General features: G+C 67.5%; 11 protein-coding genes. 4 read left to right on the plus strand and 7 right to left on the minus strand.

The genetic code is table 11. From position 1 onward, the window contains the following. Both QGG75_18000 and QGG75_18005 read left to right on the plus strand, forming a co-directional pair. The coding region (locus QGG75_18000) for a sulfotransferase domain-containing protein (protein MDP6069123.1) at positions 1–459 on the plus strand (459 nt) is incomplete at its 5' end. 12 nt (positions 460–471) lie between these two features. Continuing rightward, positions 472–2,142 (plus strand): tetratricopeptide repeat protein, encoded by a 1,671-nt coding sequence (locus QGG75_18005; GenBank protein MDP6069124.1) that lies wholly within the window; start codon positions 472–474, stop codon positions 2,140–2,142. Here the strand turns inward: QGG75_18005 and QGG75_18010 are convergent. From QGG75_18010 to QGG75_18035, 6 genes are all read right to left on the minus strand, one after another. Next, positions 2,139–2,462 carry a helix-turn-helix transcriptional regulator gene (locus tag QGG75_18010; protein MDP6069125.1) on the minus strand — a complete coding sequence of 108 codons (324 nt, stop codon included), beginning with the start codon at positions 2,460–2,462 and terminating at the stop codon, positions 2,139–2,141. The genes QGG75_18005 and QGG75_18010 overlap by 4 nt on opposite strands. Before the next feature lie 26 nt (positions 2,463–2,488). Then, on the minus strand, positions 2,489–3,115 hold the full coding sequence (locus QGG75_18015) for a hypothetical protein (protein ID MDP6069126.1): 627 nt from the start codon (positions 3,113–3,115) through the stop codon (positions 2,489–2,491). Positions 3,116–3,132: 17 nt separating this feature from the next. Next, positions 3,133–5,295, minus strand: a complete 2,163-nt coding sequence (locus tag QGG75_18020; GenBank protein ID MDP6069127.1) for a molybdopterin-dependent oxidoreductase — start codon at positions 5,293–5,295, stop codon at positions 3,133–3,135. Next, positions 5,295–5,768 carry a (2Fe-2S)-binding protein gene (locus QGG75_18025; GenBank protein MDP6069128.1) on the minus strand — a complete coding sequence of 158 codons (474 nt, stop codon included), beginning with the start codon at positions 5,766–5,768 and terminating at the stop codon, positions 5,295–5,297. The genes QGG75_18020 and QGG75_18025 overlap by 1 nt, the downstream gene beginning before the upstream one ends. 204 nt (positions 5,769–5,972) lie before the next feature. Continuing rightward, positions 5,973–7,241: a glycosyltransferase family 9 protein gene (locus QGG75_18030; protein MDP6069129.1), complete on the minus strand. Its 1,269-nt coding sequence runs from the start codon at positions 7,239–7,241 to the stop codon at positions 5,973–5,975. 3 nt (positions 7,242–7,244) lie between these two features. After that, positions 7,245–7,811 carry a hypothetical protein gene (locus QGG75_18035; GenBank protein MDP6069130.1) on the minus strand — a complete coding sequence of 189 codons (567 nt, stop codon included), beginning with the start codon at positions 7,809–7,811 and terminating at the stop codon, positions 7,245–7,247. Positions 7,812–7,988: 177 nt separating this feature from the next. Between QGG75_18035 and cysC the strand changes: the two genes are divergently transcribed. Further along, a complete protein-coding gene (gene cysC / locus QGG75_18040; protein MDP6069131.1) occupies positions 7,989–9,620 on the plus strand; it encodes an adenylyl-sulfate kinase in 1,632 nt (543 codons plus the stop codon). Here cysC and QGG75_18045 read toward each other — a convergent pair. After that, on the minus strand, positions 9,566–11,095 hold the full coding sequence (locus QGG75_18045; protein MDP6069132.1) for a sulfotransferase domain-containing protein: 1,530 nt from the start codon (positions 11,093–11,095) through the stop codon (positions 9,566–9,568). The genes cysC and QGG75_18045 overlap by 55 nt on opposite strands. A gap of 213 nt (positions 11,096–11,308) precedes the next feature. Between QGG75_18045 and QGG75_18050 the strand changes: the two genes are divergently transcribed. Continuing rightward, the gene (locus tag QGG75_18050; protein MDP6069133.1) at positions 11,309–11,785 is read left to right on the plus strand and encodes a hypothetical protein; all 477 of its coding nucleotides are present in this window, start codon (positions 11,309–11,311) and stop codon (positions 11,783–11,785) included. Positions 11,786–11,805 lie beyond the last annotated feature (20 nt).

Genomic DNA, 11,805 nt, shown 5'->3' on the forward strand with positions numbered 1-11,805 from the left:
TCCCACCAATTCGGACTCGACATCGATAACGCCATATCCTGGATGGCCGATCCCGATTTCGTTGCCGCCCGCGATCCCGAGACCGGACTGGTGCCCCACGCCATCAACTCCTGGTCAAACCACGTCAAGAGCTGGACCCGGGTGGAGCATGATACGTTGCACGTGGTGCGCTACGAGGACCTGCACCAGCATCCCGCAAAGTTCTTCCGCGGCATCGCCAAATTCCTCGGCCTGCAGCCACCGCGAGAGCGTCTCAAGCGGGCCATCCGGCATTCCTCCTTCAAAGTGCTGCGCGGACAGGAGGACAAACACGGCTTCGTCGAGCGTAGCGTTCATGCCGAGCGTTTCTTCCGCCAGGGCAAGATGGGGGTCTGGCGCAAGATCCTGACCCCGGGCCAAGTCGAGCGCGTGGTCAAGGCCCACGGCGAGCAGATGGAACGCTTCGGCTATCTGCCGTAAGCGACGGGTGCCATGGAATACGACGGGCTTAACACGCGGAGCGCCCGCAGCCTCTTCCAACAAGCCGCCGCCTGTCACAAGGCGGGCGATTTGGTTGCCGCCCGCCGAAAATACCAACAGGTGCTCAAGCGCGAGCCCTATTTGGTTGAGGCGTCATACCACCTGGGCATGGCCCTGGTGGGGGCTGGCGCCTATGGCAAAGCGATATCCCAACTCGGCTGGACTTTAGTGCTGGAACCCGGACACCGAGATGCGCTTTTTGCCCTGGCCCGGACGCTGCAGATCACCGGCCGCGAGGGACAGGCCATAGAACGTTTCCACGCTCTGGTCAGTGAGGTTCCAGATCACGCCGAAGCCTGGCACGCCTTGGGGGTGACTCAAAAGGCGCTTGGCCGACTGGACGATGCGGAGGCGAGTTGGCGCCGGACCGTCGAACTGGCACCACTGCAGGGCGAGACCCGGGCGCTGCTGGGCAGCCTGCTGCAGAGCCTGGGCCGGGAGGCCGAGGGCGAGGCCGAACTCGACCGCGCCCAGGCCCTGGATCCGGACAATCCCGGAATCCTCTGCCTGATCGCCGACGGCTACCGGGGGGCCGGCCGCTGGCCCCAGGCGGAGGCACTCTACGATCGCGCCCTGGCCACCGAACCCGGCCACGTCGGAGCGTCCACCGGGAAAGCCTTAGCTCTGGCGGCGCGGGGCGAGGCCGCCGCCGCCACGATGCTTCTCGAACCCATCATCGCCACCGGTTCGACCGTGGTCGATCTGGCGCTGGCCTACGCCGAGGTGGTGCCGGCCGAGCGCACGCGAGCCGCCATCGGGCTGCTCAACCGGGCCCTCAAGCCGGGGCCGCCGCCGGGCGCCGAACGTCGGGCGCTGCTCTTTGCGCTCGGCGATCTTTGCGACCGGGCCAACATTGCCGTCCGCGCCTTCGCCGCTTACCAAAGCGCCAACGCCCTGGCCCAGGGGCATTTCGATGGCGCCCTCTTCGAACGCCAGGTGAGCGCCCGTATGGAGGCCTTCGGCCCTGATGCCATCAGACCCCAAGCCGCCAAAGAGAACGGCCCGGCGCCGCTGCTGCTGCTGGTCGGCCTGCCTGGTGGCGGCGTCGATCTGGTGGCCGCCACCTTGACCCGCCATCCGGGGGTGAGGTTGCTGCCGGCGGCACCACTTCCGCACCACGACGATCCCCGGCCGGACAATCCGACGGCGGCCGACCTGGCGGCGGCGGCGGCGGCGCTGGCCCCCGATCTCGCTGACGGCGACGAGCGCCTGGCGGTGCTGCCGCTGGAGGTCCTCGATCTGGGCCTGGCGACGTTGTGCTGGCCGGGCGTCCGAGTGATCCACGGCAACCGCGACGCCCTGGATGCCGGCCTGCACTGCTTCAGCCACGACCTCGGGCCGGCCGGCGCCTTCGCCGCCGACCTGGACTTGCTGACCATGCGCTTCGCCGCCGAGCGGCGCCTGCTCGAGCACTGGCAGGAGGTTCTCGATATGCAGTTCCTCGAGGTGGCCTACGAGCGCCTGCTGCGGCGCAGCCAGGAAACCTTGGGGGCACTCTTTGATTTTTGCCGCCTTGATTGGCACGACGCCTGCCTGGAGCCGGCGGCAGCGGCCGAAAGCCCGGGACGTCACCGCCGCTACGCCCGGCATTTACGCCGTCTCAGGCTGGCATTGGAGGATTAAGGCGTTTCCAGACTGCTCCCTGCCAGATCCCGGAACGACGACGGGTTCATGCCCGCGCCGCGGCGAAACTCCCGCGAGAAATGGGCCTGGTCGCTGTAGCCGGCCAGGAAGCCGACCTCGACCAGGGGCGTCGCCGTTTCGACCAAGTTGCGTGCCGCCACCTCCAGCCGAGCCAAAGCAACGACGTCCTTGAAGCCCGCGCCGGCGGCAGCCAAACGTCTTTGCAAGGTACGTCCCGAAAGACCCAGGCCGCCGGCACACTGGGCCAGACTGAGTTGCCTCGTGGGATCGCTGAAAACGGTCAGAAAAACCTTGCGCAAGGTTTGATCATCCAGCTTGAACCCGGTCAAAACCCAGCGCCCTGGGGGGCCTCGGGCGGCGGCACGATTTCGCGGCGGGCTGCGAATTCCGACCACGAGAGACGCCAACACTTGCAGTCCACAGGTGGCGCCGCGGGGCAGGGCTTGACCACCTCTCCGCTCCGTAACGCCGGCCAACTCCCCGCCTCGGAGATGAAGTCCAAATCCACGGCATGGGCGCCCAGCCAACCGGCCAGGGCCGCCAATACGGCGGCGACCACCAGATCCTCGGCGCTTCCGGGTGGTGGGCCGGAGCGTTGATAGTGTTCGATGATCGCCGAATTCGCCGTCGTCTCGACGATCCGGGTGCGGTGGCGCGAATGATAATAGCGCTCGATCCGCCGCCAGCGCGCCAGCAGATCGAAGGGATCCCGGGCCGAGCCCAGCACGCCGGCCAGCGGCGTTTCGACGAAAGCGTCGAGCGCCAGTCCGATGCGCAACAGCGGCCCCGGTCCGTGTGCCGCCAACACGGTTTCGAGGAGTTCCTTCTTGGCCGCCAACGAGGTGGTCACGGCCCGCGGCCGATCGTCGGCGAGCACGGGAGGCGCGATGCCCTGTCGCGCCAGTGCCTCTCTGATCAGGGCTACGAACAGCGCGCTGGAATGGTTGGCCACGGTTTCCTCCGCACCCCTCAGCCGGCTTCGCGATCATAGGGCAGCGAAGTGACGGTGGCTCCCGTCAGTGCCGCAATGGCGTTGGTGATCGCCGCGGCGCCGGCCACGATCGCCGTCTCGCCCGCTCCACTGGGCGCATTCTTCTCGCCAACCAGGGCAATGTCGATCTCCGGCACGTCGGAATAACGCGCCACGGCGTAATCGGCGTGACTTTCGGCCGCGATGCGTCCCTCGCTCAGCCGCAGTTTCTCATGCAGCGCCATACCGATGCCCCAAACCAGGTTGCCCTCGATCTGCGCCTTGACCTGATCCGGGTTGACCACCAAGCCGCAGTCATGGGCGCACCAGAGCCGGCGGAGGCGTGGAACGGCGGCCTCCTGCATGGCGATTTCCGCCACCACGGCGGCATAGGACATGCCCTTGTAGACGCCACAGGCAACACCCCAACCGCGGCCCGCGCCCGAACGCCGTGAAGACCAGTTCGAATGCTCTGCCACCGTCTTCAGGACAGCGGCCAGCCGCGGCTTGTGGCCGGCCAGGGCGGCCAGGCGAAAATCCACTGGATCGCGTCCGGCCCGGCGTGCCAGCGCGTCGATGGCGGTCTCGATGGCCCAGTTGTTCGGTCCGGCGCCAAGGCCGCGCCAGGGACCGGTGGGAACCGGCAGTCGCACATCCTCGAATTCGATCCGCCGCCGCCGGGCCCGGTAGGGCGCGAGCGCACCGCGCTTGCTGCCGGGATCGGCGACGAAGCTGGTGGCGAACTGGAGAAAGCGTCCCATGGCGGCCGAGGTGAATATCACGTGGCCGGAACGAAAGGCGTGCCACCAGGCCTCGATACCGCCATCCGGCGCCAGCCGCGCCCGTATGCGATGGCTGGATGGCGGCCGCTGAAAGGCGTTGGCGAACTCTTCCCGTCGCGACCACTGAACCTTGACCGGCCGCCCAACGGCACGGGCCAGGCGGGCCGCCTCCAGCTCGACAATACAAAGCGTTTTGCCGCCAAAGGCACCGCCCGTACGCATGCCGTGAACCACCACGGTCTCCTCTGAAAGGTCAAGCTCGTTGGCAACGGTGTCACGCACGAAGAAGACATCCTGCGTGCCGCTCCAGATTTCCAGCTTGCCGTCGTCGTCGAAGCGGGCCACGGCGGTTCTGGGTTCCATGGCGACGTGCCCGGCCATGGGCACTTGCAGAACCAGGTCGACGTCATAGTCCGCCGCCGGCTCCATGTCGTCGTCCTCCAGCACGTGCTCCAGCGCCCCGTCAGCCAACGCGGTATCGACGTTCATGGCCTTGGCGATGACGGTCTCGCTGACCTTGCGGCTTGGCTTGAGCTTGATTTCGAGCACGCTCATGGCGCGCTTCAAAGCGCCACGGCGCTCCGCCAACATGCCGATGAAGTCGCCATCGCGGTGCAGGCCCAGATATCCGGCAATCCCGCGGCAAGGGCGATCATCGACCGCGGCGATTTCGCCCTCGATCAATCCGGGTCGGACCTGGGCACCGAAGACCATGTCGGGAAGACGAACGTCGTCGGCAAAGATCGGCGCCGCCGCCGTCACCAGGGCCTTGATGCCATCGCTGGGTTGAGGCTTACCGACGATCGTATGCGCCTTGCCGGGCTGCAGGGCCTGTGGTCTTGCAGCCGCCACGGCCTCTTCGTCGATGATCAATGGCTTGCCCTCGGCGAGACGGGAGAACGCCACCCGAGTCCCTGACGCGGCCTGGAATCCAGCCTCCGCGAGGGTCAGCGAAGCGGCGGCGACGCCGAGCAGAGTGGCCGCCCGCGCCCGCATGGCTGCGGCCAGGGCCGCCGCCTGGGCCAGCAGGGGACCGTAGTCCTTTATGGAATCCGATCCCACGGTGGCCCGGGCCGGGTTGATCAGCCCGGTGTCGGGTGCAATACAGCGCACGAGATCCAGTGCCACACCGGTTTCCTCGGCCACGATCTGACGCAGCGCAACGGCGATGCCCTGACCGATTTCCGCCCGCGGTGAGTAAACCTCGATGGTGCCGTCCGGGCGCAGGCTCAGCCAGGCGGCGGCATCTTCGGCCGTCGGCGCGCCGCGATGGGGAAATGCCGGGAACGCCAGGGCGCTGCCCGCGCCTCCGAATACGATGATGCCACCGGCAGTCCAGCCTAGCGCCTTCAGGAGTTTGCGGCGGGAGATATCCCTCATCACATGTCCCTCCCGCCGTTGGCCTGCACCAGCGCTATGGCCTGGCGAATTCGGGCCTGGGTGCCGCAGCGGCAGATCACCCCGTCCATCGCCGCCGCGATGGTCTCCGGCCCGGCCTTGGGGTCGGCGGCAAGCAGTGCGGCGGCGGTCATGATCTGGCCGTTCTGGCAGTAGCCGCATTGCGGCACGCTGGCCTCGATCCAGGCCCGTTGCACGGCATGCAGGCCGTCGCGCCGCCCGGCGCCCAGGCCTTCGAGGGTGACGATCGTCCGGCCGTCGACGTCTTTTGGGGTGAGTTGGCAGGAGCGCTCGGCGGCGCCATCGACCAGCACCGTGCAGGCGCCGCAGGCACCGACGCCGCAGCCGAACTTGGGTCCCAGCAGACCGAATCCATCGCGCAGTACGTAGAGCAGCGGATCATCGTCCATTGCCGAGGGCGATACGACCGGCCGGCCGTTGAGCGAAAAATTCATCCCTTGCTTCCTCCCGAGATCGCGCTTGTCCGACGAATATGGCCGCTATCGTCGTCGCTGTCTTGAACGAACGCGCCAAATAATGGGCCGACGCCGTGATGCTCGAGCCTTATCTGAAATCGAGTTCAGCGCTGAACTAGGAATTTTAATTCAATAAAAACAATAGGCTCAGGCTTAAGAATCGGATCGAATGGAAAATTTCGGCTAGCTGGCGCCGCCGGCTGCTATGCGTTCCGCCAGGTCGGCCCGGACGAAATCGACCAGCGCCATGCGCTGGTCCGACAGGGCCGCGACGCAGGGCACCGGCTCGTGCAATACCAGGCGTTCCACCGCCTCGGCGTCCTGGCCTTTGGGTGTCGTCGGCAGATCCTCGAGATCGACGTCCAGCGAAGCCATGCAGCCCACTGCCCCGGCCGCCGTCTGGCGCAGCTTGGCCAGGCCGCAAGGTGCGGTGCAACGCGGACCCTGGAAGTCGACCGCGAAGCGGCGCAGGTTCTCGAAGCGGCCCTGCAAGACCTCACCGGGCGCCGAGGTGTAGACGGCGACCCCGGGGGTGGCGAAAAGTTTGGCCATGTGGGCCGGGCCGGAATCGGCCAGTACGGCATAGTCGAAGCCGTCGATGGCCGCCAGCAGCTCGCCGATCGAGGCGAAGCCGTCGATCACCGTCACGCCGGCCGGCAGCCGGTGCTTGAGCTCGCGGGCATAGAGCACGCCCTGGTGCTGGCTGCGGTTGAGGCATAGCGTCACCTCGCCCTCCGCGACCAGGGCCTGAGAGAGTGCTTCCGTGAGCGCCACCGGCAGGGTGCGCAGCGGCGACGAAGCCAGCGGCAGCAGGCCGAAGTGCGGCTTGGCCTTGGGCGCAAATGGCCGTGCCCGGGCCGGATAGCGCGGGCTCGGCTCGAGGCCGAAGGCGGCCAACAGGTCGGCCTCCATGTCGACCGGCCAGATCTCGATGTCGCGCCGGTTCTCGAGCTGGCCGAGATCGATGACCACGTCGTAGCGCTTGAGCTGGCGCCGCCCCAGCCACAGCGTATGCACCTCGACGCGTTCGGAAAGCAGGTAGATATCGGCCGTCGAGCCGGCGCAGAAGACACCCAGGCCGGCCGGCCGGTGGCGGCCGGCGAAAGCCTCGAGAAAAAGCAATGTGGCGACGTTGCCCCCCAGCGCCTGCGAGGGCAGCAGAAACAGCACCCGCCGGCCGCGAAAGCCGGTCTCGGCCCAGCGCTCGGGCGCCAGCACGGGGATGCGGCGATGGGCGGCCAGGATGCGGAAGACCTGGGGATTGGCCGCCACCACGCGGTTTGAGAACTGGCTCAGCGAGGTCAAGTATCGCTCGCCGCTGACGCCTTCCTGGGCCGTCGTCGGCGAGGCGTTTTGCTGGCTGAAGCGGAAGGGCTGGTTGGCGCTAAATTCGAGCAGCGGCGTCGAGCTCCGATGGCTGCCTTTGCCTTTCCCTGTGGTGCGGCGCGCCACGGCTCAGCCGTCGACCTTGATGGCGCGCAGTACGATCTGGCTTTCGGCGATCACGTTGTTGAGCTGACGCGCCGCTTGGGCCAGCTCGACCTCGCCGATCTCGCCGCTCTCCAGGCGCCGGCGCCAGATCTCGTCGGGCACCAGGTTGACCGAGACGAGTTCGAAGTCGACGCCCGTCTGCAGGCCCAGTGGCGTGTTGCCGAAGCCCTTGGCCAGCCACTCGCGGTTGCGCCGGACCGAGAAGAGCTCCAAACCCTGCGGCGTGATGGGGCGCACGTGGGTGGGATCGTTGAGGTAATGGTCGTGCCTGGGATGGGGCACGATGACCCTCACCGAAGCGCCCGGTCGGCAGACCCGCCAAAGTTCCTTGATGATGCCGAGGTAGACTTCCGGCTGGCGCCCGAGATGTTCGAGCACATGCTTGAGCAGCACCTCCTGGGCGGCGTTGTCGGGCCAGGGCCAGGGCAGGGCCTCGAGGTCGACGATCTCGTCGGCCCCGCCGTCGGGGACGATGTCGACGTTGTGATAGCCCTCGATCCTGTCGTGGCCGCAGCCCAGATTGAGGCGCATGAAATTTTCCTCGTGGTCGCCCGGCGCGGCGGCGGAGTCTAGCACCCGATTTCCGGGCTCGGCAACGCGCCCCGGAGCGGCTCTCTCATGTTCTTGACAGGGGGGGGAAAAACCGCTTCCTTGGCGCCGCTCCCGGGGGGCCGGAACTGCTCCCCACGATCGATGCCGGAGACCACCATGACCGCCGAACATGAGCCGCTTCGCATTGCCTTGGTGGGACCCGCCGCCGACCAGGCCCTGGCGCAGCGCCTGGAAGCTGCCGGCCGGGCGCCCGGGGCGATTCTTTTGGCGGCCGGAGACGCCAGTTCCCTGTTGGCCGGCGGTGCGGCCGACGCTGCCCTGATCTGGCTGGCGGCAGGTGATGATGTTGCCGCCATCGCCAGCTTGGTGCCGCTTCTGGATTGGCTGGGACTGGCCCGGGCCAGCGTCGTCGCCGTCGAGGTCGACGGTGACGCCGAACGCCTGGCGGCGGCGCTGTCCGCCTGGCGCCAGGCCGCGCCGGCCGGCAACGAAGCACCGCTGGCGGCCGTACCGGTGAACGCCGCGGGTGAACGGCCGGCCTGGTACGAGGGACCTGGGCTGGTCGAGGCATTGGCTCGCCTGGAGGCCATGACAGAGCGGCGGCCGCCGCCGTTCAGGCTGCTGGTCGAGGCTGGCGAAAGCGCCCCGCCCGGCACCAGCCTGGCCGGGCGGCTGCTCGGCGGCCAAGCCGCGGTGGGCGACGAGATCGTGCTCTCGCCTTCCAACCAGGTGGCCCGCATCAGCGCCCTGGCAGGCGGTGAGCGCCTGGTGCTCGAGCTCGATCGTGCGGTCAGCGCCGAGGCCGGCGAAATCGTTAGCCTGACCGGCGACGCGCCCATCGAAACCGACGTCTTTCGTGCCCGCTTCCAGTGGCAGGAGGCAACGGAGCTGGAGGTCGGCGATGAGCTCGAGCTGGAGCTTTGCGGCCGCCACACGCCGGTGCGGGTGCAGTCGCTGGAGGCCGTGATCGGCCGCCCGCCGCCAGCGACCGCGGTGGCAAAGGGCGAACTGGCCGAGGCCATCCTGCGCAGCTACACCATGCTCGCCCTCGATGCTTTCGCGCACAGCCCGGCCAGCGGCCGTTTTTCCCTTTTGCGCCAGGGCCAGGTGGTGGGCCGGGGCATCGTCAGCATGGCTGGCTATGCCGATCAGCGCGACCTGGTCACCGTGCGCGCTACCAACGTCACCCGCGTTCCCCACACCGTGACCACCGAGGCCCGAACCCGGCTCAACGGCCATCGCGGCGGCGTGCTTTGGTTCACCGGCCTCTCGGCCTCGGGCAAGTCGACGCTGGCGGTCGAGGTCGAACGCCAGCTCTTTGCCCGCGACTTCCAGGTCTACGTACTGGATGGTGACAACATCCGCCACGGCCTCAATGCCAATCTGGGATTCTCGCCCGAGGACCGCTCGGAGAACATCCGCCGGGTCGGCGAGGTGGCGGCGCTGTTCGCCCGCGCCGGCTTCATCGCACTGACCGCTTTCATCTCGCCCTACCGTTCCGACCGCCAGCGGGCGCGAGAGGCGGCCGAGGGGGATTTCCACGAGATTTTCGTCGACGCCGATCTGGCGGCCTGCGAGGAGCGCGACCCCAAGGGCCTATACAAACGCGCCCGAGACGGCGAGATCCCCGATTTCACCGGCATCTCGGCACCCTATGAGGCGCCCGAGAGCCCGGAGCTGGCGGTCGATACCGTCAACCACGACGTGGCTGCCTGTGTCGAGCAGATCATCGACTATATCGAGAGCGAACTCGGCACCGAGGCGGCACAGCGGCGTTCGGCGGGGTAGCCCGCCTTCAAATGGCCCGGAAAATCCGGCTCCAGTAGGGCGTCTCGAGCAGCGGCGCCAGGGCATCGAGGTATTCCGGGGCGTTCGAAACGAGCGTCAGGCCGGGACCGGGTAGCTCGCGGCTTTGGCAGCTTTCGTGGCGGAAGACGATGTCGCTGCCTTGGGTGCGGTGGACGGTGTAGTCGTACCAGGCCAGCCAGGTCGGGTTCATCGAGATCTCGCCGGCAAAGGGCGGGGCCTCGAGGTGGGAGGCGAAATCGGGATCGTAACCGAGTTCGGCCAGCAACTCGCCATAGCCCAGGTCTTCCAGGATGGGACGGTGGGCCGAGGTCAGCCAGCGCCGCCACTTGCCCCGTGCCCGGCGCCCAGAGGTGGCTGCGGCCCATCACGGCGTCGGCCGAGCCCGCCTGCTGCAGGGTGCGGTTGAGGTAGCGCTCGGCGAGGTCGCGGGACTCTGTTTCGTCGAGCGCCAGGCCGAGCAGTTGGCCCAGCGCCTGCACCGCCGCCGCCGGCTCGGCCATCAGATCCTCGTAGCGGGCGAAGTGGAGCCGTCCCCGGTTGGCCAGCGCGCACTGGAACCATTCGGCCAGCGCCGCCGCCTGGCAGCGGAACCAGCCAAGGTCGTGTAAGACGGCGTCGGGCGGGCGCCAGTACTTGGCGGCCAGCGAGACCAGCACGTCGAGCGGGTGGCGGCAGACGGCGACGGAGGTGTAGTTGAGCGCATCCATCTCGTCGAGGATGGCGGCGCTGGGTTTATGGTGGGTTTCGAAGCGATAGGCCGCCAGTTGGCTGTGGGCGCGCAAGCCCGCCACGTAAAGGAACTTTTCCGAGGCAAATCCGCGTTCGTCGGCACTGGGCCGGTAGGGGCCGCCGCTCATGGCCAGGTCTAGGCCGCCCAAGCCGATCTGGCGATGCTGGGTGACCCAGATGCCGAGGCCGCGGCAGAGCGTCACCAGGGCACCGGTGAGGAAATTCATGTGCTCGTTACAGAGGATGCGCAACAGGTTGGTGGTGAGGTCGATCTCCGGCTCCTCGTCCCCCAGCCGGAGCAGCAAGATTTCGTAAAGCAAATGCCCGATTACCGTGTTGCCGCTGCTGGGATAGCCAAACAGCGCCACGCCGGTGGGAAAGGGTGCGGCCAGGTAGGCCTTGATGAAGGCGGGGTGCAAAATCCTGCCCTCGAGCCCCCATTTGTTGATGGCCGCCACGGCGCCCAGCTCGAAGGCCGTGCTCGAGCGGTCCGGCGAGCGGCTGGCGATGATCAGTGGTGGCTGGCCGGCGGCAAAGTGTGCCGCCGCGGCCTCGGCCTCGGCATGCACCGGCACGCCCTCGACGTCGGCCGGGCCGTCGTCGGCGATGTAGAAGGCCACGGGAAAGCCCACCCGTTCGAGCAGTTGCGCGTAATAGGCGCTCCAGTCGTTGAGGCCGAAGATTGCCACCTTCTGGCCGGGCGGCAAGGGACGAGAATCCGACATGCAAATTCGATTCGGGCAATTTGAGCTCGGTTGGGCCGTCTCAGCATAGCAGGAAACCGCCCCCAGCCCGGATTCTGCCTTTGTTGCAAGGGGTTATTAACAGCATGAACAAAATGTTAAATACATTTGATCAAAATATATTTTAAATTTCAGGTAATATCCATCGATTACCCTGGGGCTGTACTGAACCGGAAAATCGGCAGCGCCTGAACCTTGTCCACGCTAACCAACATTGCGCTTTTCGACCCCCGCGGCACGACCGCGGTCAAGCCCGCCGCGCGTCCGGCCGGCACGCGCTTCGACGATCTCCTGGGCCGCCAGCGGCCGCGCTTTCGCCGCGCCCCCGATGACGATCTCGGCATTCATCTAAAAAGGCGGCGCTCCGACGCTGCCGCCGAGGGCCTGGCCCGCGAGCCCGCGGCGGGCGGCGAACGGGCCAACGACAACCGCCCCGAGAGCGCTGCCCGGCGCGGGCTCAGCGATCCCTTTACCACCCGGGCCGACCGTTTCGGTGGCCTTTTGCATCTCGATGTCGGCTTCTTGGCGCAGGTCATCTCGCAGGAAGTGATGCCCGAGGACGGCGCCCACAGCTCCCGCTACAGCGCTGCCGGCTCGGCCGCCTACCGCGCCACCATCCAACGCACCGACGCCTATCTGGTGCCCGATCTTGAAGAGCTGCTTGTCACCTAGCCCGGCCCCTGGCACTCTCG

The organism is Alphaproteobacteria bacterium, assembly GCA_030740435.1.
Taxonomy (GTDB): Bacteria; Pseudomonadota; Alphaproteobacteria; order UBA2966; family UBA2966.